Consider the following 21,408-nt stretch of genomic DNA (forward strand, 5'->3'; position numbering starts at 1 on the left):
ATCGTGTGTTCGATAATCCGTGTCTTTATGGAAAGCTTGTTCTATCAGATAGGACAATGAAACGGTCCGATCTGCCTTCGCTAACCATTTTCGCCACAGTCGCGGAACAGCGCAGCTTTCGCGGCGCGGCCCGGCTGCTCGGCCTTTCGGTTTCCGCCGTCAGCCATGCCGTGAGCACGCTGGAGGAGAGTCTGGCAGTTCGCCTGCTCAGTCGGACCACCCGCGCCGTGGCGCCTACCGAGGCTGGCCAGCGCCTGCTGACCCAGCTCAAGCCGGCTCTGTCTTCGATCCAGGAGGCGCTCGATCAGGCGAGTGCGTCCCAGCAGGGCATCGCAGGGGCCTTGCGCTTCTCGGCCCCACGCTCGGCCGCACAGCATCTCCTGCTGCCTCTGGCGCTGCGCTTCATGCGGCGCCATCCAGCGGTGACGGTGGAGATCGCAGCCCAGGACGCCTTCATCGATGTCGTCGCGGCGGGATTCGACGCCGGCGTGCGCTTCGGCGAGAGCCTGCAGCAGGACATGATCGCCGTGCCGCTCGGCGGATCGCTGCGTTTCGCCATCGTGGCCGCTCCATCCTACCTGGAAGGGCGCGCCCGGCCGGAGCAGCCCGAGGATCTTCTTTTCCATCGCTGCATCCAGCGCCGGTTCACCAATGGCGCTCTCTATCGCTGGGAGTTGGAGCGCGACGGCAAGGCGATCGAACTGGCGGTCGAGGGGCCTCTCATCCTCAACGACGACGGCCTTGCCCGCGACGCCGCGCTGGCGGGGGAAGGGGTCGCGCTGTTCATCGAGGGCATCGTGACCGATGACATTGCCGGGGGGCGGCTCGTCCGCCTGTTGGAATCCTGGTGCCCGCCGTTTCCCGGTCTCTATCTCTACTATCCCAGCCGTGTGCTGATGCGGCCAGCCCTGCGCGCCTTCATCGACTTCGTGAAGGCGGAGCGAGGCTAGCCTCGTGCGTAGTGCAGGACTGCAACGCCGCGGGGGAAGGCATGGGCGTCGAGAAGCCTGAGCCGCACCGTGTTCCGCAGGGCGCCGAGTATTGGCCGTCCCCGGCCCACAACCGCGGGATTGACGATGAAATGGTAGTCGTCGATCAGCCCGGCCTCGGTGAGGGCGGCGGCGAAGGTCGGTCCTCCATAGGCGATCAGGTCCTTGCCGTCCTGTCGCTTCAGCCGGTCGACCTCGTCCGCAAGGTCGCCGGTGGCAAGATCCGTATTGGGCCAGCGGTTAACAGCGAGCGTCTTGCTGAACACCACCTTGCGCATGTCCATAACGGCCCTGGCAAAATCGGCCTGCGGGTTTCCGGCGTTGCCCGCGACCCCTCGCCAATGCTCGTAGAAGCCTTCCTCGGCCATCACGCGACTGAGGAGTATGCAATCGGAGGAGCGGTTGAGGGCGAGATGATAGTGCCGGAGTTCCGCGTCCCAACCCCAATCCTGTGCCCAATTCCAGATCATCCAGTCGGTGCCGCCATCGGCCTCGGCGGCGAAGCCGTCGGCGGATACCTGCATTTCGAGCTTCAGCCTGCGCATCGCGAGCCTCCCGGGTCGTGAGGATGAAAGCCCTTCATGACTGGACCTCCGCGAGCCATGCCTCCAGCCGGTCGAAACTCTCTCCCCAGCCGCCTTCATGGCCGTCGCGCGAGGCGCGGCTTTCGAACACGGCCTGGTGGAAATGCATGAGGGTCCGGCCGGCCTCTTCCTTCAGGGTGACGGTGACGATGGTCTGAGGCCCGGGTCGGCCACTGCCATCCTCCCAGGCGTGGGTGAAGACGAGTCTCTCCGGCGGCGTGACTTCGAGATAGCGGCCCCGTACCCAGTGATCGCTGCCGTCGGGAGCATGCAGGCATGTGCGGAAAGAACCGCCTGGCCTGCAATCGAATGTATGGGCGGTTGCGGTGAAGCCCTTGGGGCCTGGCCAATGCGCAAGATGCTGCGGCTCCGTCCAGGCGCGGAAGACCAGGTCGCGCGGAGCGTCGAGACGGCGTTCGATGACGAGTTCGCGCTCGCCCGTGACGGTTCCGGCTTCACTTGTCGATGCCATTGTCCCTCTCCTTGCTTTGAAGCGCGACGAGATAGTCGTCCAACTGGTCGAAGCTCGCCTCCCAGAAACGACGGTAGTGCCCGACCCAGTCGAAGGCGCCCTTGAGCGGCGCGACCTCAAGGCGGCAGGGGCGCCATTGCGCCGATCGCCCGCGCGTGATCAGGCCGGCCCGCTCCAGCACCTTGAGGTGCTTGGAGATCGCCGGCTGCGTCAGTGAGAAGGGCTCCGCCAATTCGGTAACCGTGGCCTCCCCACGGGCCAGCCTGGCGAGGATGGCGCGGCGTGTGGGGTCGGCGAGTGCTGCGAAGGTTTCGCTGAGGGGATCGGACATCGTATATAGCCAATAAGTTAAATAACTAATTGGCTATATACGATGTAGGAGAAGGGGATGTCAAGGAGGGGGAACCTCCGAGGTGACTATACCTTCAGCTTGAGCAGGCGCAGGGCATTCATCGTAACCAGCACTGTTGCGCCGGTATCGGCCAGGATGGCGGGCCACAGGCCGGTGATCCCGGCAATGGTGGTGACGAGGAACACCGCCTTCAGGCCCAGCGCGATCGTGATGTTCTGGCGGATGTTCGCCATGGTGCGCCTGGACAGGGCAACCATGCCGGCGACGTCCGCGACCCGGCCGTGCAGCACTGCCGCATCCGCCGTTTCCAGCGCGACGTCTGTGCCGCCGCCCATGGCGATGCCGACATCGGCCGCTGCCAGGGCAGGGGCGTCGTTGATGCCGTCTCCGACCTTGGCCACCGTCTGCCCCTGCTGGCGCAACTCGTTCACGATGCGCTGCTTGTCCTCCGGCAGCAATTCGGCATGGACCTCCAGGCCCAGGCTCCTGCCGATGGCGGTGGCCGTGCGGGCGTTGTCGCCGGTGAGCATGAGCGTTCGCACGCCTGCCTGGCGCAGGGCTTCCAAGCCGGCCAACGCGTCGGCGCGAGGCTCATCGCGCATGGCTATGAGGCCGGCGGGAGCACCGTCGACGAGCAGCACGGAAACGGTCTTGCCGTCATCGTTCAACGCTTCGATGCGAGCCAGCGCCCCGTCGGACAGGGATGCCTGTTCCGCCGCCGCCTTGGCCGAGCCGAGGAACACCGTTCGCCCCTCGACGGTGCCGCTCACGCCCTTTCCGCCAAGAGCCCTGGCATCGGTGACGAGGGAAGGGGCGATGCCTTCCTCATTCGCGCGGGCCAGGATCGCGGCCGCGAGGGGATGGCTGGACCCGGTCTCAAGCGCGGCGGCAAACCGCAGGACCTCCCGCTCCGCCTGGCCGAGGGCGACGATGTCCGTCACTTTCGGCCTACCTTCCGTGAGCGTCCCCGTCTTGTCGAAGGCCGCGGCGGTAGTCTTGCCGACGGTCTCCAGCACGGCGCCCCCCTTCAGCAGGAGGCCCTTGCGCGCGCCCGCCGAAAGGGATGCGGCAATGGCGGCCGGCGTGGAGATCACCAGGGCGCAGGGGCATCCGATCAAAAGGATCGCCAGGCCCTTGTAGATCCATTCGTTCCAGCCCGCGCCGGCAAGCAGGGGCGGCAGGCTGGCGACCAGGGCCGCGACCACCACCACGCCGGGGGTATAGTAGCGGGAGAAACGATCGATGAAGCGCTCGGTCGGCGCCTTCTTCTCCTGTGCCTCCTCCACCAGCTTGACCACCCGCGCGATGGTGTTGTCGGCAGCCGCGGCGGTAACGCGAATGCGCAAGGCGCCATCGCCGTTCATGGTGCCGGCGAAGACGGAGGCTTCAGGCCCCTTGCGCACCGGCGTGCTTTCGCCGGTGACGGGCGCCTCGTCGATGGCGCTGTCGCCGGAGAGGATGACGCCGTCGGCTGGAATGCGATCGCCCGGACGGACCAGGATCGTAGCGCCGACGGCGAGCGCCTCGGCCTCCACTTCGCGGGTCTTGCCGTCCTCTTCCAGGAGAGCCGTCTTCGGCACCAGCGTGGTCAGCGACTGGATGCTTGCACGCGCTCGGCTCGCGGCAACGCCTTCCAGCAATTCGCCGATCAGGAACAGCAAAACGACGGTCGCCGCTTCCTCGCTGGCGCCGATGATCACGGCGCCCACGGCGGCGATGGTCATCAGCATCTCGATGGAAAATGGCGTGCCGTAGCGAGCTGCCATGAAGGCGCGGCGGGCAATGGGCACGAGACCCACGAGCATGGCGGCATCGAAGGCCCAGCGTCCGACGGCGGGGAATAGATGGCCGATGCCGTAGGCTGCGACGAGGGCAAGTGCCGCCGCGATGGTCAGGCGTCCCTTGCCGGAGCGCCACCACGGGCCCGAACTCGGGCCATGGTCGTGCCCGTGCAGGCCGGCGAGGGCCTCTTCCTTACCCTCGTCCCCATGGCCGTGGTCGTGCCCGGCATGATCGTGGGCCGCGTGATCATGGCCGCCATGGTCGTGATGCTCGTGGTCGTGATGTTCGTGCTCATCGGCCGTGCGGCGAGCTGCCGGTGCTGTGGCCGCGCCGATGGGAGCGAGGCCGTAGCCCAGGCTGCGGACCCGGTCCTCGATCAGCACGAGATCCTGCCCTTCGTCATGCCGGACCGTCATCGTGCCGGCGGAAACGGAAACGGCGACGTCCTCGACCCCAGCCACCCGCCGGACCGCCGTATCGATCTTGGCGGCGCAGGAGGCGCAATCCATCCCTTCGACGCGGTATCGTGTTTCCTTCGCGGCGGTTGCCATCGGCGAAATCCCCGTGTTGCCAAGGTGCTTGAAAGTTTCGCCCGATTCTCTACATCCTCTAGCGACTAGAGGAGCAAGCGAAATGAGCACGGCAGGCGTGGCCATCGGCGAAGCAGCCCGGCGCAGCGGCGTCAAGGTGCCTACAATTCGTTATTACGAGCAGGTCGGCCTGCTGCCCGAGCCCCCGCGCACCGACGGAAATCGCCGCCTGTATCAGAAGGGCGATGTCCGGCGGCTCGCCTTCATCCGGCATGCGAGGGAACTCGGTTTCGATGTCGAGGCCATCCGCGCTCTGCTGGACCTGCAGGACAACCCGGCCCGGTCCTGCGCCGCCGCGGATGCGATCGCCAGGACACGCCTTGTCGAAGTGGAACAGCGCATCGCCAGCCTGCTCGCGCTCAAGACTGAACTGGAGCGCATGGTGACGGGCTGCGAACATGGCCGCGTGGACGAATGCCGCGTCATCGAGATCCTCGCCGATCACGGCAAGTGCCTGCACGATCACCACTGAAGCGTGTCATTTCCGGGCGCTACAGCCAGGAAGCGTACATTGCCTGATGTCGATAGTTGGGCGGTAAGGCGTTCTGGCGTGAACGCGTGCTGCCCCGAGCAATGACTGCCTTGGCGCCGGCAGTGACGGGCTTCTCTCCATCTGCCCCTGGCAAATGCGCTAGCCGCCAGCCATGCGCAGGCGCTCCCGGGCCTTGGCGGGGGTGGGACCTCCTCCCAATTGGGTCGAGATCCGATCAGCGCTTATGGTCACGCGTCCGATGCAATCCAGCTTTCCTGCCCCGGGAACGGACTTGCTGCAGGAGACGAGGGCCGTAATGGAGTCCGCGCTCTTGTGCGCACTGATGATCTCCCCATTGATCGATGTCATGACGGGTGAGGCGGCAGCCGAGACCTCCAGCGCAGCAAGTAGTTTTGCATCGGTTATCTGTCGATTGGCCATCAGCAATCGATAGCCTGTCGCAAGATTGGCCGTCAGAGGCCTGTAGCCTGTCACGACAAAGCCCGGCCCGCCGCAGCTTGCGCTCTTGCAGACCAGCGATTTGTCCAAATGCGTTCCTGCAGCCGCGAGCGGGAGAGAGACGTGCGCTTCGAGCCATCCTTGTGAGGCCAGTTTCGGATTGGTGGCCGGCGAGAATGTCGCTCGTCCCGGTGCGCAAGCGGCCACTGCGAGACAAACAGCTGAGACTGCGAGCATTCGTTGCACCAAGACCCCCTGTGCAATATTAACTTTACGTAATCATAGGAAGGCTCTCTTGAGCGGGCAATCGATTCGGCAGCCGTTTCTCGCGTCTTTTTCAGATTATTCCGGCCCGGTGCGCGGATCGCGGCTCCTGACGCAACGCGCCTGCGGGAACCGCTTTCGGCCGCCCGAATGCCTACTCGGCCGCGATGGGGATGCTCACGCCCGGTTCCTCGTCGAAGGGCGTCTCCAGTTCGACGAACTTGTCGGGATAGAAGCCGTTGAACCGGGTGCGCAGGCCGAGCGAGTAGGCCCCGATATGGCCGATCTCGATCCAGTCGCCGGTGTCGATGGTCTCCGGCAGGTAGAAGGGGCGGGTGAGGATGTCCACGGAATCGCAGGTCGCGCCGCAGATCCGGAAGGGCAGCAGCTTGTCCGGCGAGCCGTTACGGCGCTTACGGGCTGGGTCGGGGATGAAGCGTGTAGGCAACAGGAGCTTTCCGGTCCATGAATCGGAGAGCGAGGCCCATACGCCGTCATTGATGTAGAGGCGCTGCCCCTTCTTGAGCATCACGCGCACCATTACCGATAGGCAGCGTGCAACGATCACGCGGCCCGGTTCGGCGACGAGCGGCAAGTCGTCGAGCTTCCATTCGGCGATGTCGCTGGTGATCTGACGCATCAGCGCCTGCGTAGTCGGCGTGGTGGAATTGGTGCCTTTCCTCTTCGGATCCATGCCGTACTGCGCGGGGAAGCCACCGCCGATATCGAGCTCGACGATGTCCTCCTTGATGCGCGAGCGCACCCAGGCCACCGAAGCCAGTCCCCGTTCGTAGGTCTCGGGATCTTCGACCTGCGAACCGACATGGAAGGCGATGCCCGTCTTGAAGCCGATACCGGCGATGCGATCGAGCAGTTCCACGGCGTGGGTGGGAGTCGCACCGAACTTTTTCGACAGCTCGTAGGCCGCGGCTCCCTTGGTGGCGAGGCGCACGAACAGCGTGATCTCTTCGGGCGGAATGTCGAGGGCACGAACGATGCGCAGGATCTTGGCGACCTCGTCCTCGTGGTCCAGAGAGAGGTCGCGGATGCCGTAGGTCTCCAGCGCAAGGCGGATATGAGACTGCGCCTTCACCGGGTGCATGTACAGAAGTTCGCATCCCGGCGCCGCGGCGCGGGCCGCCTCGAACTCCGCGGGGCTTGCGACGTCGAAGCTCTTGATGCCGGCCTCCGCGAGCACCCTGAGGATCATCGGCTCGCCGTTGGTCTTGACCGCATAGGCGGTCTTGCCCGGAAAGAGCGCCATGAACTCGCGCGCATCGGCGGCGAGCACATGCGGACGGAAGCCGTAGACCGGCTCGTCCGGACGCAACGCCAGGGCAGCCTCGCGAGCGGTTGGAAATTTCTGCATCGTCGAATCGGCGCCGTTCTTCATGGAATGCACATAGACCTGATCGCAGCCTCCGCAAAACACCCCCGTCTCCTGACGAAAATGTGACGGATCGGCCGACAATGACAAAAAGGCGGTACATAAGTCATGGGCATCTGCCTGCGTGCCGGCCTTCGGCTTCAGATCGGAGCACGCGCTCCGTGCTTGGTATATTCGGCAATGAGGGCAGGATATTCATCGAAGGCGGGTTCCGCCGTGTAGCTGTGCACCGCCGATGTCATCGCCCAGGTGATCTTCTCCTGCGTGTTCAGCTCGATATAGGGCCAGAACCAGCTGTGGTCATCGAGCAGCGTAGGGCGAACATTGACGAAATCCTCCAGTCCGTCCGGACGGGTGAACATCCAGCTCAGGCAATGGGGACAGAAATAATGCTGCGTCGCGCCGTGCAAGCCGCCGATCACCGGCTCGCCGGCCGTGATGGCGAAGCCCTTGCTCGGGACGGTCAGCGTCAGGGAGTAGGCGCTCGCTGTCATGCGCTGGCAGCCGCGGCAGTGGCAGGCGGAAGCCATCAGCGGCTGGGCGCTCACCTCGAACCGGGTCTGGCCGCAGCGGCATTGACCTCTCATGGATAGTCTCGACATAGTTCCCTCCCGACAAGAACAAGTGACGATAGGCCAGTTCGCCCGACCGCTTCACGCGAAATCGAAGGGTCCCGGAAAGGTTCCGATCGGCATGAGATGGGTGACGAGTCCGGCGTCTTCCTTCCAGTGGTGCAGCAGGAAGGCAGGCGGTTCGAGATAGGAAGCCGGCTCGGCGTCCGGATGGAGGCGCAGCGCGATGGCGGTCGTCGTGCTCGGCGCAGTGCAGAGCAAGGTGCCGCCGAAACGCACCTGCATGAAGCGATGGACATGCCCGCAGGCGATGCGCTCGACGCGGGGATAGCGGGCGATCAGCGCCGCGAGTTTCTCGCCGCTGCGGCACCAATACTCATCGAGATAGGGGACGCCGCTGGCGAAGGGCGGCTGGTGCATCATCACGATGGTCGGCCGGTCGGGCGCGGCGGCGAGTTGACCCTCCAGCCACGAGGCAGCGGCGTCGTCGAAGTCGCCATGATGCAGGGTCGGTACGGTGATATCGAGCCCGAGAATACGGACTGGGCCGTATCCATCGGCCGCGAAATGCAGCGGTCCGGATCGCGCCGTGGTGGCGAGGTCGGCGAAGCTCTGCCGGAAGGCCTCGCGTTCGTCATGGTTGCCGGGGATGACGAGCAGGGGTTGGCGGATGGCGGAGAGCAGTTCGCGGGCCAGCCTGTATTCCTCGGGCCGGCCCTCGTCCACGATGTCACCGCTGACGAGAACGAGATCCGGCTGCGGGCGGATCTGGTTCAGCTTTTCGATGGCCGCTTCGAACATGGCATTGGAATCGACAGCACCCTGGTAGAGGACGCCCCTGGGGCGCAGATGCGGGTCGGAGAGCTGGGCGATGAGCATCTAGCAGGCCTTGCACGGGAACGAGGCCGGAGGCTTTCACGGGGCGGATGATTTTGCCAGCGAAAATAGTATCCACGGCCTGCGGGACTTGCAGGCGCGGGCATGATATTCGCCTCTGTCCAAACACGGCAATTCCATGGCAAGATCATGCCGGATGCCGCTTGACGGCCGGCCCCGCCGCGCACAGATTCCGTCAGTTGTTCAATCGAGGATTCTCATCATGCGTATTGCCGGTTTTGTCGCCGCCGCTTTGCTGGCTGCTTCCTGCGTGCCGGCGCTTGCCGCCTCGGCTCTGGAGAAGAATTTCTGGCTCTCTGGGCCGAACTATGACGGTGTCCTGCCGCATTGCGACGATCCTGCCGTGACCGGCAAGATCACCTCCCGCTTTGCCGAGAAGGAAGCCAATTACTGGAACTCCTCGCTGACGATCCAGCAGATCGACCGTTATCGCCAGGTCGCCTACTCGCCTTGGGGTACGGACTACATACCGCGCCGCTTCTGCGTGGCTCGCGCCCTGACCTCCGACGGACACTATCGCCGCGTCTCCTATTCGATCGCCGAGGATACCGGCTGGATCGGCCTGGGCTGGGGCGTGGAATGGTGCGTGGACGGCACCGACCACAATCTCGCTTATGCGCCGGCCTGCAAGATGGCGCGTCCGTGATCCGCATTCTGCTCGCTGTTGCCTTGTTCGTGGCGGCGGGCGGAAGCCTCGCCGCGCGTGAGATCAGGGGCGCCGCCCCTGGTGATTTCGATCTCTATCTCCTGTCACTGACCTGGTCGCCGGGCTTCTGCGCTTCCGGCGGTGCGTCCAGGCAGCCGGATCAATGCGATGCCGGCTCGCGCCTTGGCTTCCTCGTCCACGGCTTGTGGCCGCAGGGCGAGCGCGACTATCCCGTCGATTGCAACCCTGGTGGTTTCGTGCAGCGTCGGGACCTCGCCGTCGTCGAGGGCGTGATGCCTTCCGAAGCGCTGGCCCGTCATGAATGGCGCAAGCACGGCACATGTTCCGGCCTGTCGCCGTCGCGCTATTTCGGCGCTATCGCGGCGCTGCATCGCCGGGTGGCGCTGCCCCAGGCGTATCAGGTCCCCACGCAGGCCGCACGGACCGCGCCGATCGAGATCGAGCGCGCCTTTTCCGAAGCCAATCCGGGGCTGAGGCCCGACATGATGGCCGTGGCCTGCGGACGCGGAGACCGCGGCGCGGTTCTGACCGAAGTGCGCCTCTGCCTCAGCAGGGATCTGCGCAATTTCCGTTCCTGTCCAGATGTGGTGAAGCGGCAGACCTGCCGCGCACGTTCCATTCTCGTACCCGCGGTGAACTGACATGGCTCTTTGGCTGAAATTTTCCGGCACAGGCGAGGGGGAGGCGGAAGCCGGGGCACCCAAGCCCGAAAGGCTGGAGGCAGGAACGCCCGCGTTCCGCACCTGGAACAGCTATGAGAGTGCCGACGGCAGGACCTTCGGCGGCATCTGGGAGGCGACGCCCGGCCGCTGGCGCATCGTCTACGAGGAGTGGGAGAGCTGCACGCTGCTCGAAGGCCGGTCCGTCGTCACCCCCGATGGCGGGCCGCCGGTGCCGCTCGGGCCGGGCGATACCATGATCCTGGAGCCCGGCTTCACCGGAAGCTGGGAGGTGATCGAGACCACGCGCAAGAGTTACGTCATCCGGATCTGAGGCGGCGTTCCGTCCCTGCCGCCCTGTTGCTTGTGGGCCTTTCTCGGGATGACGATGCTTGTCTCTTGCCTGCCGCCGCCATTCCCGGCGATATGGCTCGGGGCAAGGGGAATCCGGGATGATGACGGCAGGGACCGAAAAGACGAACATATTGCGCGAGCGCGATGGTCACGAGGCGCGTGTTTCCTACGCGGAACTCTTCTTCGACCTCGTCTATGTCTTCGCGGTGACGCAGCTTTCGCATTCCCTGCTGCATCACTTGACCTTGGGCGGTGCCGTCGAAACCCTGATCCTGTGGTTCGCCGTCTGGCTGGTCTGGCAATATACCTGCTGGTTCACCAACTGGTTCGATCCGGAGAAGACGCCGATCCGGATCTGCCTGTTCGTCCTGATGGCGATCGGACTCGTGATGGCTGCGGCCATTCCCGAGGCATTCAAGGAGCGCGGCCTCATCTTCGCCTGCTGCGTCGCGGCGATGCAGGTCGGCCGTTCGGCCTTCGGTCTATTCCAACTTGGGGCAAACAGCCCGCTTACACGCAATACCCAGCGCCTGCTGATCTGGAGCGCCATCGCGGGCTGCTTCTGGATCGCCGGCGGGCTGGCGGAAGGACATACCCGTATCATCCTCTGGGTGATCGCCGTCGGTTGCGAATATTTCGCGCCGATGTTCGGACTTTGGCTCCCTGTGCTCGGCCGCTCCGATTCGGGCAGCGAGTGGACGATCGAGGGCGGACATCTGGTCGAGCGCTGCGCGCTCTTCGTCATCGTGGCGCTGGGCGAGACGATCCTGGTGACGGGCGCGACCCTGTCCGGAGCCGAGGCCTGGGAAATACCCAGCCTGATCGCTTTCGTGGTGGCCTTCGTGGGCAGCATCGCGATGTGGTGGGTCTATTTCGATACCAGCACGCACGCCGCCGCCGAGGTAATCGTCGAGGCGCGGGATCCGGGGCAACTCGGCGCGTATATCCACTATCTCCATGTGCTGCTCGTGGCGGGTGTGATCGTCACCGCCGTCGGCAACGACCTGTCGATCGCGCACCCGGACAAACCAGTGGACGTCGCGGGCGTGGCCGTGATCTATGGCGGACCGGCGATCTATCTGATCGGAAACGCCATGTACAAGCGCCTGATCTATGGCCGCATCCCGGTCTCGCACCTTGCGGGGCTGCTGGCGCTGGTCGTCGCTGCGCCCTTCGCCTTCAGCACCGATCTCCTGATGATCAGCGGCATCACCACGATCATCATGCTGGCCGTCGCGCTCTGGGAGGGACGCGTCAGCCGGCAGAGCCGTCTTTCCGGAGCGCGTCACGTCTCATGAACTACCGCCACGCCTTCCATGCCGGGAATTTCGCCGATGTGCTCAAGCACATCGTGCTCGCACGCATCCTCATTCATCTCAAGGCGAAGGAAGCGCCCTTTCGCGTCATCGATACCCATGCCGGCACAGGCCTGTACAATCTCGAGGGAGACGAGGCGCAGCGCACCGGAGAGTGGCAGGAGGGCGTGGCTCTCGTCGGCCGGCAGCCGCCCCCGCCGCAGGTTGGAGAACTCATCGCTCCCTGGCTGCAGCTCTGCGGCAATCTGATGGCGCAGAAACCGCCGCTCTACCCTGGCTCCCCCTGGATCTCCTCCGATCTCACGCGCGCGCAGGACCATCTCGTCTTCTGTGAAAAGCACCCGGAGGATGCTGGCCGGCTCCGTCGCAACTTCGAGCGCAGCAAGCGCGTGAAGGTGATGGAGGGCGATGCCTGGAAACTCCTGCCGGGCCTACTGCCCCCACCCGAGCGCCGGGGCCTGGTGCTCGTCGATCCGCCCTATGAACAGGACAATGAGTTCAAGGTCATCGCCGATGCCCTCGCCGGCGCGTTGAAGCGGTGGTCGACGGGCATTTATGCGGTCTGGTATCCGATCAAGGGCATGCGCGAAGTCGAGAACTTCGCCAACCGGCTCGCCGCGCTCCCGGCCGGGCGAACCCTGCGCTTCGAGATCAGTCGCTACAAGGTGCAGCGCGTCGATCGTCTCAACGGCTGCGGCATGATCATCCTCAATCCGCCCTGGAAGCTCGAAGACGAATTGAGAGCCATAGGGGACTATCTCGCGCCCCTCTTCGCCAAGGAGGGTGCGGGCTTCCTGCGCCTCGACTGGCTGAAGGAGGAGGAGAAACGATAGCCCTTGCTCTTTGCCTCATTTCCCGCTTCTGTTGACGGGATGCCGTCCCCCTTTGCCAGGCCCAGTCAGCGCGCTAAGAGGGAGGGTCCTTATCGTTCTGGAGATTGAGATGAGCGCAGCGCAATCCACGACTTCCACTCTGGCAGGTGCCTTGTGGCCGGCCAAGGCCAATCCGGTGGCACGCAACGTCCTGCTGGTGTTGGCGGGCGTGGCTCTCCTGACCATCTCGGCCAAGGTGCAGGTGCCGTTCTGGCCGGTTCCGGTGACGTTGCAGACGCTGGCCGTGCCCCTCATCGCCGCTGCCCTCGGCGCCCGCCTCGGCGCCACGGCGGTCCTGGCCTATCTCGCCACGGGCCTGGTGCTGCCGGTCTTCGCGGGAGCCGGCTACGGTCCCCTCTATTTCCTCGGCACCACCGGCGGCTATCTCCTCGCCTATCCGATCGCGGCCTGGATCGTCGGTTTAGTCGCCGAGCGTGTCGGTAACCGCGTGCTCCCGCTGTTCGGCGCCATGCTGGCCGCGGACATCCTGGTTCTTGCACTGGGCTTCGCCTGGCTCGCCTTCATCGCCCAGCTCGCCAGCGGGGCCTGGGGCGGCATCGGTTATGAGCGCGCCTGGCTCGGCGGCGTCGCGCCCTTCCTCCTGGCGGACCTCGTGAAGGTCGCGCTCGCTGCCGCTCTCGTCGGTGCGAGCTGGGCCGGTCTCAGGAAGCTGCGCGGCTGAGGTCTCTTGAAGCATCGGCAGGCCGGCTGGCCCGCCGATCGGAACGGCCGGCCCATGGGTCGGCCGTTTTCTTTTGCGGACTCAGGTTCTCGTCTCGCCCAGCGTCGCGATCGGCCGGGCGCTGGCCGAAACGGTCGCCCGCGGTGCGAAGTCGATGAACAGCGGCAGGCTGGCCGCTCCGAGGGCGTGGGCGGTCGAGCCGAAGGTACCCAGGCGCAGCGCGGGTGCGCTGCGCGCTTCCGGTATGGCGCCCACGAGGGCGGTCTCGAGGCGCGCGATAATCTCTTTCATGATGGGTGCGCCAAGATCCCCGTCCAGGACGACATTGGGAACGTCGAGCAGTGCCTGCGCCGAGAGGACCGGTCCCACCAGTGCCTCCACGCAATCGGCGATCCATTCCTCCAGGGCTTGGGGGCAGGCGTCGATGGCCGCGGGAAGGTCGTTCGGGCCGGAAACCTTGCGGCCGTGCCAGTCGAGGTGCCTCATCAGGGCCGCGACGGAGGCCCGAGCCAGCAGGATATCGAAAGGGCCCCTGGGTGGCGGCGTGGACGGCAGGCGGGACGGCGGTACCGGGAGCATCGCCACATCGCCGGCGTTGCCGGTGGCGCCGCGGCGATAATCGCCGGCCAGCACTACGCCGCCGCCGATGGCCGGGCCGATGAAGAAATAGACGAAATCGTCCGATTCCCGCCCGAAGCCATAGAAGAGTTCGGCGATCGCGGCTGCGGTGCCGTCATTCTCGGCGTGTACGTCGAGGCCGGTGGCATCCTGCAGCGCGGCGGCGAAGTCGAAGCCGTCCCATTGCGCCAGCGCTGGGATGTCGAGATTGAGCCGGTCGAGCCACGCACCGAGATTATAGGGTTGGGCAAGCCCGATGCCCAGCACCCGCCCGGGCGAGGACCTTTCGGCGATGGCGTGCAGCGCCGCCACGTCGGCGGAGATCAGTTCGAGTGCCTCGCCGGGCGGGGGCAGGGGATGGTCGTGCGATCGCTTGTCCACGAGATTCCCGCCGAGATCGACCAGCGCGGTTTCGATCCGGTTGCGATCGATGCGGACACCGATGCCGTAGGCTCCCGTCGGCTCCAGGCGCAGCAAGGTCGCCGGCTGGCCGCGCTGGCCATGATAGCGTTTGCCGACCACGGAAATCAGCCCGTAGGATTGCAGGTCGGAGACGATCTCGCCGATGGCCGTATTGGTGAGGTTGGCGGCACGTGCAAGGTCGGCCTTGGAGGCCTCTCGCAACCGGCGCAAGCGCTGCAGCACGATTCGATGATGGTAGTGACGGATGCGCGCGGATGTCAGTCCACGCTCCGCCGATGACGCGGGCGCCATGGCTTCCTCCACATTTCTCCCCAGGCGCAAGGAGAGAATGCCTGGGGTTATTATTTATTACCGTTGAGTAAATGCAAGTTGGGGATACAAGTCAAGCATCATGGGGGTGGAAGGAGTTGCCGGAATTTTGGAGTAATCACAGTATTTTGTTGGGATGCGCTCGAAATTCTGCTTCACGGGTCCGAGGCGGGCGAGGCGGCCGCCTGATGTCGGATTGACGCCCGCCTCCTGGTATTGTCTGATCTTTGCAGGCGCTTCGTTCGCCGCAAGACCCTGTTGGAAGCCTCGCATGCCATTCGATTTCAAGCACAAGTCCGTCCTCGTGAGCGGCGGCACGAGCGGTATCGGGGCGGCGATCGCAGCGGCCTTCGCACAGGCGGGAGCGAAGGTCCTCGCGGCAGGACTGCCGGGGCAGGCGGCGCCTGGGATCGAGACGGCCGATCTCGACGTACGCGATGCAGCGGCCGTCGCCGCACTGGCTCGCGGGCTGGATCGGCTCGATATCCTCGTCAACGCCGCCGGGGTGATCCGCCGCGGCGCCGAGCATGATCCGGAAGTCTTCGACGACGTCGTCGATATCAACCTCAACGGCACGATGCGTCTATGCGCGGCCTGCCGCCCGCTGCTCGCCGCGTCCGGTGCCGGATCGGTGGTCAATCTCGCCTCCATGCTGTCCTTCTTCGGCGGCGGCCTCGTGCCGGCCTACAGCGCCAGCAAGGGCGGCATCGCGCAATTGACGAAATCGCTCGCCATTGCCTGGGCCGGGGAGGGGATTCGCGTCAACGCCATCGCACCCGGCTGGATCGAGACGCCACTCACCCGAGCCCTCGTGGAAGACCCCGCTCGCAGCGGTCCGATCGTGGGGCGCACGCCTCTCGGCCGCTGGGGCCGGCCCGACGACCTCACCGGTCCCGTGATGTTCCTGTGTTCCCCCGCCGCCGCCTTCATGACAGGGGTGATTCTGCCCGTCGACGGCGGCTACCTCATCGGATAGCGCCATGAACCAAGCTGAACGCAAGCTCGACCAGAGCAAAATGCCATACCAGTTGCCGATGCCGGCCGATGCCGCTCCCGAGATCGTGGTGCCGCAGGTGCTGCCAGATGACGAGCGTGTGTGGGTGCCGCAGATGGAGAACGTCTGGTTCCGCCCCCTCTGCCTGCATGCGGGACAGGGCTACTGGGTCAACCTTCTGCGCGTGCGCAAATCCGGCGTGCTGTCCCGACATCGCCATCCCGCGCCCGTGCATGGCCATGTGCTGCGGGGGCGCTGGCACTACCTTGAGCATGACTGGGTGGCCGAGACGGGCTCCTATGTCTTCGAGCCGCCGGGCGAGACACACACGCTGGTGGTGCCGGACGATTGCCCGGAGATGATCACGCTCTTCCACATCACGGGAGCGATGATCTATGTCGATCCCTGGGGGAAGGTGACCGGTTTCGAGGACGTCTTCTCGAAGATCGACATGTGCCGCGCCCACTATGCCGCCAACGGCCTGGGCGCGGATTACGTCGAGCGCTTCATCCGGCGCTGATCCTCGGGATCGGATTACTTGGCCGTGGGTGCCGCGGTCGGGTGCTGCGGGGAGGGCGTGGCCTGATGCTGGGCCGGTGCCTCGGTCGGATGAGCGGCGGCGTGCGGTATCATGGCCAGTGCCGCTGCCTCGATCGACCGCTCCCGGTACTTCAGGCAATAGCCGCGAATATGCGTGCGCAGCACGGTGGGGTCGGTTAGCTCGGCCACGCGGGCATTGCTGAGGCGTTCGGGGTTGGCTTTGGCATAGCCCTCGATGAAACCGCTCGCCCAGGCGATGATCTGACCGTCCAGGACGTCGCGATGGCGCACGGCGAATGCGCAGCGCATGTCGCCGTAGTCCACCGGCTTGTTGACGGGAGCACGGGTCACGGGCTTGGCGGACTCGGGCTTGACGGGCGTGGTCTTGTCCGTCGCCGGCTTGGTATCGGCAGGGGGCTTCTCAGTGGCCAGCGCCGGCATGCAAAGCAGAGCCCCCGTCAGGAATGCTGCCACCATCACGCGCATGATAACCTCCAAGGTTCGGATACCGCCAACCCGGCTGCCCATATAGCAGGCGGGCAGGCGAGGGACAGGGGCATCGGCACAAATATCAGTCTAGCTGCGCAAATAATAAAGGCGTCCACATGGCGTCCCTCTCCCGGGGATTCCACAACGACCCCGCCGCCGGCGCGGCGGTCACCGCAGACTGGGGCCCAGCGATGGCATGACGGCCGGAAGGTCCTGCCGCATCCCGCCGTCTACCCGGCAGTTCCATCTTCGAACCTGTCCGCCTTCCGGGTTTTCGTCGGCATGGGAAACCATAGGTGAGGCCGGGGGGGGCATGTTGCCGTACGGCCGAATTCTCGTCTTCTTTCGGACGATCAATTCGGGAGTGTGAGCACATGGAGCGTCCGGCATGGTTTTATTCCGCCTTTTCGCGCGATGTGCCCTGCTTCTTTACATAAAGAGATCTATATTTTCATAATCTGATCTTATAGTTTAGGCAACTATCTTGAAAACATAAATATTGCCTCTATTACAAACCGATGTGGCTGTAGAGGCATTTTGAAATTGATATATAAAACTCATGAAATAATATGTGGTGTATGCAACTCACGTAGCCTTGATATAATTGAAAAACGTGAGCGTGTTCCCGTATTTGCAAATCGACTTCCGGAATCAAGGTCTATGTCCTTCGATATTCCGCTTGAAAATCTTCATATAGTAGGTTGCAAGCAATGTGGTTTCGTATGGAACGAGGCTCACGCCAGGAATAGCGTGAGTTTCGATGTAGAATACGAGCAGGATGGTACTTATTCAGAATTGTACAGGGGGCACCTGGATTTTATTGCGGCAAAGGTAATCAGCAGTGTTCCAGCGGTCGAGGAATTGCGAATTCTCGAAATCGGCTGCGCTCAGGGGCAGTTTTTTCGACATCTGGCAGTGGCCGACCAGGCAATGCGTATCACGCAGTTTGATGGGTTTGATCCCGCCTACAGGCAAACGAGTACGCCTCTCGGAGATAATGCGACCATTCATCCCTGCTATTTCGACCGCTCCACGGTCAATCGGCTGTCCTGCCGGCCAAACCTGATTATTCTAAGACATGTGCTTGGCTATCTGCAGGATCCCGTAGGTTTCTTCTCCCTGCTGCGGGAGGTGATCGCCGACGGCGAGGCGACGATATTCGTCGAGTCTCCCGATATCGCTTGGGTTCTGGGTAGAAGATCCACGCAGGACATATTCTACGAGACTGCCTCGTACTATACGCCCTCCAGTCTGGGCACGGCGTTGCGGCTTGCCGGCTTCGAGATGTTTTCATCCGAACCCGTATTCGAGGGGCAGTACTTCATTGCCGCCGCAAGGGCGTCGGCGAGCTACAGCACTCGCGAATTTCCGGATCTGATGACGGCGCGACTGGACTATGCCGCCTATTGGCGGACCGCCGTCGCGGAGGCCAGGAGCCGGGGGCCGGTAGCGGTATGGGGAGCTGCCGCGAAAGGCATCGGATTTGCGCAGCTGGTGGATCCCGGTGCGAATTGGATCGAGCTTCTGGTCGACATCAACCCAGCCAAGCAAGGCCGGTTCGTTCCCATGACGGGCCACCGCATCGTATCGGCGGAGGAAGCCGTCGGGGCAGGAGTCAAGACCATTCTCGTCGCCAACCCGGTCTATCGGGATGAGGTCGACGCGCTTTATCGCGCACTTGGCGGCTCCGCCGAGGTCATCGGTCTGGAAGGGATGCGGCTCCATCCATTCCCTGACAGCAAGCCGCTCGCATCCGTCGCGTAGTTTTCCCGCATCGCCAGGCATCCAATCTTCTCATCGAAACGTCGTGTTGCGATCGGCGAGTCGCATAAGGATGGCCGCTCTCCTCTGCTGGACTTGAAAAACAGGAAGCGGATCAACGCCCTTTCATTGCCCGCTGCCCTTCGGGGTGGGGGGCTTTTCCCCGTCTGGACCGGCCTAGTAGCGATAATACCGGCGAGGATAGTCATTCCAGCGACCGTAACCATGTCTGCCATAGCCATAATAGCGATCGCGGACGCAGCCATAAGGGGAGCGGTGCATTCCATACGGACACACACGACGGGCTTGCTGAACAAGCCCAGTGTCAGCCTGCGATTGCGCGGATGGTGCTATCGGCATTGCCGAGGCGATCTGCGGAGCGATCGTCAAACTTCCGGCCACCAGACAAGCAGCGATAAGCAGATTTCGGGTGAATTTCATGGATACCTCCCTGAGTTTTCGCGATCACTATCTAGCAAGATGATCTGAACGTGTGGTGAATATCACCCATCGGGGCTGCCAGCCGCTCTGGCCTTCGGGCTGGAGAGGGGCTTTTTGCACTTTTTTCGCAAAGGAACATTCCGGCCCATCACTCGTTTTCCGGCATTGTCAATGATCGTCTAACTTGCCGGTCGCGGCTCCGAAACGCGGCCGGCTTCTTCATGGCTCCCACGGCTTCCGGAGCAGCCTCGTCCGACTGATCTTCGGGATTGTCCTTCATGTTCTCCATTGTATGGCTTAGACTCGACGCATGGGACTATTGACCTTCAGCATCAACGTTACCCTGGACGGCTGCGTCGACCACCAGGAGGGAATTGCCGACGACGAGACGCACGCCTTCTTCACCCACCTTATGGACGAGGGCGGAGCAATGCTGTGGGGTCGCGTCACCTACGAGATGATGGAGAGCTACTGGCCGGCAGTCGCCCGCGGCGAGGAGGCGGCGCCGCCGGCGATGCGCGAGTGGGCGGTCAAGCTGGAGGCCAAGCCGAAGTACGTAGTGTCATCGACGCGAAAGGCCTTCCCGTGGACCAACAGCCACCACATTGGCGGCGAACTGCGCACGGGCGTGCAGAGGCTCAAGGATGCGACCCCCGCCGGCGTGCTCCTTGGTAGTGGCAAACTCGCGACCGAGCTGGACCGGCTGGATCTGATCGACGAGTACAAGTTCCTCGTGCACCCCAGGATCGCGGGCCACGGACCGACCCTCTACCAGAGCGGGCTGCCCAGCACGCGACGGCTCGAGCTGATCTCGGCCAAGCCGCTCCGCAGCGGCGCGGTCGCCATGCATTACCGGCGTGCGCGCTGATCGAGCGCAGCCTCTTCCAACCCAACTCGCGGGCCTGCGGATCATAGGAAGTCTTCTCGCCGCGCAATACGGCATATCCACTGCTTCCGCCATGCGCGCCGCATGGTGTTTCGGCTGCTCCCAGCGCGCCGGATCGGGCGTCTGGTTGCGGCTGCGAAGTTGTCCGAGGGCTTTGTCGTAGGCCAGGCCGGTGGCGTAGCGCGGAAGGGGCGACTCCTTCGGGCCGCGGCCTTGCGATCGATGACGATCAACGCATCATCCGCCAACGACCGCTGCAATCCGGACTACCACCGATAGCGCAGGCCGACCGTTCCCTTCACGGCGTAGTTGCCGCCGGATGCGAACGCAGCCGCATAGCTGGCCTCGCCATTGACGCACCACTTGTCGTTCCATGCGTAGGTGCCGCCAGCGCCGACTTCGCCCCAGAGTTCCCTTCCCTTCTGATCGAGCCTGGTGCCCGCGACCTCGACCGAGGTGCCATCAAGGAACTCGCAGCTGAGGTTGGCGGTGCCATAGACCTGCAACTGCTGGGCCACGCCAGCCGCGTCCTTCCAGCTGTCGAGCTTTTCAAGGCGGACGCCGCCGCCACCAGTAGAGCATTTGCGCCAGCACCGCCGTGACTGAGCCGGATCCACTAACCGTAACATCTGCCGTGGCGGAGACGCCCACGCCGCCACCCCACCAGGGGTGTTGACGTTGTTGACAGCGGTCTCTCCCGCCCCGCCGGTACCACCTGCAATCGCGGTGCTGATCGTCTCCTCGCTGCCGATCGTTGCACCGGCCGCGCCAGTGGCGCCCGCATTGCCGGGCCTTGCACCTGCACCTGTTCCGATGCCGCCGATGCCACGCGCGCCACCTGCTCCGCCGTTGCCGGTCGTCAGGTCAACGCCGCCGCCGCCGGATCCGGCGTTGCCAGCTGCAACCTCATTACCGGGCTGACCGGTAGCTTGCGAGGTTGTTCCATTTGTGCCGCCTGCGCCTCCGAGGGTGAGGCCTATATAAGCGCCACGACCACCACCGGCCCAGGGGGTCAAAAATGGTGAGCTTCCCAGGATCAGGGCGGCAATACAGACACTTAACTAAAGCCTCGAGATGCCGATTGTGAGGAAACTTAAGTGTAGTTCCTACTTTATTCTCCGGCGCAACAATGTGGAAACAAACGAGAAGGGGCCTGCTTCGGTCAGGGCGCGGAGGGTGCCTCTTAGTCTTAACTCGCCACAACGACGATCGCTGGGGCGAATTCCGTCAAATCTCGGCAAAGGGCCTGGTTAGCTCCTGAACCGACCCTTCTCGCACCAGAACTTCGTGGTCACGCCCGGTTGCGCGAGGAATAGTTGAGCCGCCGCCTGACAGTTGCCCTGGTTATAAGCCTCGCCCTCGACGGCGTCGAAGGTCGCGACATGGACGCGTCCAACTTCAGATTGCGCGACTGATCGATAGAGGGTGTAGATCGCCCCATCGTCGGCGCCATGCCACTTCGCTCCCGCGATAACGCCGGCGACCGCCGCCGCCAGGAGGAGAACTGCCAAGAGTTTTAGCCTCACCTTGAATGGCCCCCGCGCTGGCTATCAAATGCATCATCTGTCAACGGCCGC

At 64.1% G+C, this 21,408-nt stretch carries 24 protein-coding genes; 12 read left to right on the forward strand and 12 right to left on the reverse strand.

The features are described from left to right. Positions 1-56 precede the first annotated feature (56 nt). Positions 57-950 carry a LysR family transcriptional regulator gene (locus tag AC6H34_RS18015; protein WP_497539627.1) on the forward strand — a complete coding sequence of 298 codons (894 nt, stop codon included), beginning with the start codon at positions 57-59 and terminating at the stop codon, positions 948-950. On the opposite strand, the gene AC6H34_RS18020 is transcribed toward AC6H34_RS18015, so the two are convergent. The 4 genes from AC6H34_RS18020 to AC6H34_RS18035 form a co-directional block, all read right to left on the reverse strand. Further along, positions 947-1,534 carry a dihydrofolate reductase family protein gene (locus AC6H34_RS18020; protein WP_497539628.1) on the reverse strand — a complete coding sequence of 196 codons (588 nt, stop codon included), beginning with the start codon at positions 1,532-1,534 and terminating at the stop codon, positions 947-949. The genes AC6H34_RS18015 and AC6H34_RS18020 overlap by 4 nt on opposite strands. 34 nt (positions 1,535-1,568) lie before the next feature. Then, positions 1,569-2,045, reverse strand: coding sequence for an SRPBCC family protein (locus tag AC6H34_RS18025; protein WP_497539629.1), 477 nt, complete (start codon positions 2,043-2,045; stop codon positions 1,569-1,571). After that, complete coding sequence (locus tag AC6H34_RS18030) at positions 2,029-2,376, reverse strand: ArsR/SmtB family transcription factor (protein WP_497539630.1); 348 nt, start codon at positions 2,374-2,376, stop codon at positions 2,029-2,031. Before AC6H34_RS18030 ends, AC6H34_RS18025 begins: the two co-directional genes overlap by 17 nt. 86 nt (positions 2,377-2,462) lie before the next feature. Beyond that, positions 2,463-4,730 carry a heavy metal translocating P-type ATPase gene (locus AC6H34_RS18035; protein ID WP_497539631.1) on the reverse strand — a complete coding sequence of 756 codons (2,268 nt, stop codon included), beginning with the start codon at positions 4,728-4,730 and terminating at the stop codon, positions 2,463-2,465. An 82-nt stretch (positions 4,731-4,812) separates the two neighbouring features. Here AC6H34_RS18035 and AC6H34_RS18040 point away from each other — a divergent pair, with 82 nt between their 5' ends. Then, a complete protein-coding gene (locus tag AC6H34_RS18040; protein WP_448148537.1) occupies positions 4,813-5,241 on the forward strand; it encodes a MerR family transcriptional regulator in 429 nt (142 codons plus the stop codon). 159 nt (positions 5,242-5,400) lie between these two features. On the opposite strand, the gene AC6H34_RS18045 is transcribed toward AC6H34_RS18040, so the two are convergent. The 4 genes from AC6H34_RS18045 to AC6H34_RS18060 form a co-directional block, all read right to left on the reverse strand. Further along, the gene (locus AC6H34_RS18045; RefSeq protein WP_497539632.1) at positions 5,401-5,790 is read right to left on the reverse strand and encodes a hypothetical protein; all 390 of its coding nucleotides are present in this window, start codon (positions 5,788-5,790) and stop codon (positions 5,401-5,403) included. A 328-nt stretch (positions 5,791-6,118) separates the two neighbouring features. Beyond that, positions 6,119-7,333 carry a type III PLP-dependent enzyme domain-containing protein gene (locus AC6H34_RS18050; protein ID WP_448148535.1) on the reverse strand — a complete coding sequence of 405 codons (1,215 nt, stop codon included), beginning with the start codon at positions 7,331-7,333 and terminating at the stop codon, positions 6,119-6,121. Between the two features lie 158 nt (positions 7,334-7,491). Beyond that, entirely contained in the window at positions 7,492-7,938 is a 447-nt protein-coding gene (locus AC6H34_RS18055) for a GFA family protein (protein ID WP_497539633.1), read from the reverse strand. A 66-nt stretch (positions 7,939-8,004) separates the two neighbouring features. Then, on the reverse strand, positions 8,005-8,802 hold the full coding sequence (locus AC6H34_RS18060; protein WP_497539634.1) for a phosphodiesterase: 798 nt from the start codon (positions 8,800-8,802) through the stop codon (positions 8,005-8,007). Between the two features lie 220 nt (positions 8,803-9,022). Between AC6H34_RS18060 and AC6H34_RS18065 the strand changes: the two genes are divergently transcribed. The 6 genes from AC6H34_RS18065 to AC6H34_RS18090 all read left to right on the forward strand — a co-directional run bounded on the left by AC6H34_RS18065 (position 9,023) and on the right by AC6H34_RS18090 (position 13,370). Further along, a complete protein-coding gene (locus AC6H34_RS18065; protein ID WP_448148532.1) occupies positions 9,023-9,466 on the forward strand; it encodes a hypothetical protein in 444 nt (147 codons plus the stop codon). After that, the gene (locus tag AC6H34_RS18070; protein WP_497539635.1) at positions 9,463-10,128 is read left to right on the forward strand and encodes a ribonuclease T2 family protein; all 666 of its coding nucleotides are present in this window, start codon (positions 9,463-9,465) and stop codon (positions 10,126-10,128) included. Before AC6H34_RS18065 ends, AC6H34_RS18070 begins: the two co-directional genes overlap by 4 nt. 1 nt (position 10,129) lies before the next feature. Then, positions 10,130-10,480, forward strand: coding sequence for a cupin domain-containing protein (locus AC6H34_RS18075; protein ID WP_497539636.1), 351 nt, complete (start codon positions 10,130-10,132; stop codon positions 10,478-10,480). Positions 10,481-10,598: 118 nt separating this feature from the next. Next, a complete protein-coding gene (locus tag AC6H34_RS18080) occupies positions 10,599-11,798 on the forward strand; it encodes a low temperature requirement protein A (RefSeq protein WP_497539637.1) in 1,200 nt (399 codons plus the stop codon). Further along, a complete protein-coding gene (locus tag AC6H34_RS18085; protein ID WP_448148528.1) occupies positions 11,795-12,649 on the forward strand; it encodes a 23S rRNA (adenine(2030)-N(6))-methyltransferase RlmJ in 855 nt (284 codons plus the stop codon). Before AC6H34_RS18080 ends, AC6H34_RS18085 begins: the two co-directional genes overlap by 4 nt. A 109-nt stretch (positions 12,650-12,758) precedes the next feature. Next, on the forward strand, positions 12,759-13,370 hold the full coding sequence (locus tag AC6H34_RS18090; protein ID WP_497539638.1) for a biotin transporter BioY: 612 nt from the start codon (positions 12,759-12,761) through the stop codon (positions 13,368-13,370). An 81-nt stretch (positions 13,371-13,451) separates the two neighbouring features. On the opposite strand, the gene AC6H34_RS18095 is transcribed toward AC6H34_RS18090, so the two are convergent. Continuing rightward, the gene (locus AC6H34_RS18095) at positions 13,452-14,702 is read right to left on the reverse strand and encodes an ROK family protein (RefSeq protein WP_497539639.1); all 1,251 of its coding nucleotides are present in this window, start codon (positions 14,700-14,702) and stop codon (positions 13,452-13,454) included. Positions 14,703-14,991: 289 nt separating this feature from the next. Here AC6H34_RS18095 and AC6H34_RS18100 point away from each other — a divergent pair, with 289 nt between their 5' ends. Both AC6H34_RS18100 and AC6H34_RS18105 read left to right on the forward strand, forming a co-directional pair. Then, complete coding sequence (locus tag AC6H34_RS18100) at positions 14,992-15,696, forward strand: SDR family NAD(P)-dependent oxidoreductase (RefSeq protein ID WP_497539640.1); 705 nt, start codon at positions 14,992-14,994, stop codon at positions 15,694-15,696. A gap of 4 nt (positions 15,697-15,700) precedes the next feature. After that, complete coding sequence (locus AC6H34_RS18105; RefSeq protein ID WP_448148524.1) at positions 15,701-16,234, forward strand: 2,4'-dihydroxyacetophenone dioxygenase family protein; 534 nt, start codon at positions 15,701-15,703, stop codon at positions 16,232-16,234. Between the two features lie 14 nt (positions 16,235-16,248). Here AC6H34_RS18105 and AC6H34_RS18110 read toward each other — a convergent pair whose 3' ends face one another. Continuing rightward, positions 16,249-16,740 carry a hypothetical protein gene (locus AC6H34_RS18110; protein ID WP_497539641.1) on the reverse strand — a complete coding sequence of 164 codons (492 nt, stop codon included), beginning with the start codon at positions 16,738-16,740 and terminating at the stop codon, positions 16,249-16,251. 663 nt (positions 16,741-17,403) lie between these two features. Here AC6H34_RS18110 and AC6H34_RS18115 point away from each other — a divergent pair. Both AC6H34_RS18115 and AC6H34_RS18120 read left to right on the forward strand, forming a co-directional pair. Further along, on the forward strand, positions 17,404-18,507 hold the full coding sequence (locus AC6H34_RS18115; protein ID WP_497539642.1) for a methyltransferase domain-containing protein: 1,104 nt from the start codon (positions 17,404-17,406) through the stop codon (positions 18,505-18,507). Positions 18,508-19,255: 748 nt separating this feature from the next. Then, complete coding sequence (locus tag AC6H34_RS18120) at positions 19,256-19,813, forward strand: dihydrofolate reductase family protein (RefSeq protein WP_448148521.1); 558 nt, start codon at positions 19,256-19,258, stop codon at positions 19,811-19,813. A 284-nt stretch (positions 19,814-20,097) separates the two neighbouring features. On the opposite strand, the gene AC6H34_RS18125 is transcribed toward AC6H34_RS18120, so the two are convergent. Together AC6H34_RS18125 and AC6H34_RS18130 are read right to left on the reverse strand one after the other, a co-directional pair. Further along, positions 20,098-20,847 (reverse strand): hypothetical protein, encoded by a 750-nt coding sequence (locus tag AC6H34_RS18125; protein ID WP_497539643.1) that lies wholly within the window; start codon positions 20,845-20,847, stop codon positions 20,098-20,100. 234 nt (positions 20,848-21,081) lie between these two features. Further along, positions 21,082-21,342, reverse strand: coding sequence for a hypothetical protein (locus tag AC6H34_RS18130; RefSeq protein WP_448148519.1), 261 nt, complete (start codon positions 21,340-21,342; stop codon positions 21,082-21,084). Between the last annotated feature and the right edge of the window lie 66 nt (positions 21,343-21,408).

It is taken from the genome of Labrys sp. ALF-8, from assembly GCF_059699065.1.

Coding starts and splice junctions, on each gene's coding strand:
- AC6H34_RS18015 (WP_497539627.1), top strand. CDS start 57: ATGAAACGGTCCGATCTGCCTTCGCTAACCATTTTCGCCACAGTCGCG.
- AC6H34_RS18020 (WP_497539628.1), bottom strand. CDS start 1,534: ATGCGCAGGCTGAAGCTCGAAATGCAGGTATCCGCCGACGGCTTCGCC.
- AC6H34_RS18025 (WP_497539629.1), bottom strand. CDS start 2,045: ATGGCATCGACAAGTGAAGCCGGAACCGTCACGGGCGAGCGCGAACTC.
- AC6H34_RS18030 (WP_497539630.1), bottom strand. CDS start 2,376: ATGTCCGATCCCCTCAGCGAAACCTTCGCAGCACTCGCCGACCCCACA.
- AC6H34_RS18035 (WP_497539631.1), bottom strand. CDS start 4,730: ATGGCAACCGCCGCGAAGGAAACACGATACCGCGTCGAAGGGATGGAT.
- AC6H34_RS18040 (WP_448148537.1), top strand. CDS start 4,813: ATGAGCACGGCAGGCGTGGCCATCGGCGAAGCAGCCCGGCGCAGCGGC.
- AC6H34_RS18050 (WP_448148535.1), bottom strand. CDS start 7,333: ATGCAGAAATTTCCAACCGCTCGCGAGGCTGCCCTGGCGTTGCGTCCG.
- AC6H34_RS18055 (WP_497539633.1), bottom strand. CDS start 7,938: ATGAGAGGTCAATGCCGCTGCGGCCAGACCCGGTTCGAGGTGAGCGCC.
- AC6H34_RS18060 (WP_497539634.1), bottom strand. CDS start 8,802: ATGCTCATCGCCCAGCTCTCCGACCCGCATCTGCGCCCCAGGGGCGTC.
- AC6H34_RS18065 (WP_448148532.1), top strand. CDS start 9,023: ATGCGTATTGCCGGTTTTGTCGCCGCCGCTTTGCTGGCTGCTTCCTGC.
- AC6H34_RS18075 (WP_497539636.1), top strand. CDS start 10,130: ATGGCTCTTTGGCTGAAATTTTCCGGCACAGGCGAGGGGGAGGCGGAA.
- AC6H34_RS18080 (WP_497539637.1), top strand. CDS start 10,599: ATGATGACGGCAGGGACCGAAAAGACGAACATATTGCGCGAGCGCGAT.
- AC6H34_RS18085 (WP_448148528.1), top strand. CDS start 11,795: ATGAACTACCGCCACGCCTTCCATGCCGGGAATTTCGCCGATGTGCTC.
- AC6H34_RS18090 (WP_497539638.1), top strand. CDS start 12,759: ATGAGCGCAGCGCAATCCACGACTTCCACTCTGGCAGGTGCCTTGTGG.
- AC6H34_RS18095 (WP_497539639.1), bottom strand. CDS start 14,702: ATGGCGCCCGCGTCATCGGCGGAGCGTGGACTGACATCCGCGCGCATC.
- AC6H34_RS18100 (WP_497539640.1), top strand. CDS start 14,992: ATGCCATTCGATTTCAAGCACAAGTCCGTCCTCGTGAGCGGCGGCACG.
- AC6H34_RS18105 (WP_448148524.1), top strand. CDS start 15,701: ATGAACCAAGCTGAACGCAAGCTCGACCAGAGCAAAATGCCATACCAG.
- AC6H34_RS18110 (WP_497539641.1), bottom strand. CDS start 16,740: ATGCGCGTGATGGTGGCAGCATTCCTGACGGGGGCTCTGCTTTGCATG.
- AC6H34_RS18115 (WP_497539642.1), top strand. CDS start 17,404: ATGTCCTTCGATATTCCGCTTGAAAATCTTCATATAGTAGGTTGCAAG.
- AC6H34_RS18120 (WP_448148521.1), top strand. CDS start 19,256: ATGGGACTATTGACCTTCAGCATCAACGTTACCCTGGACGGCTGCGTC.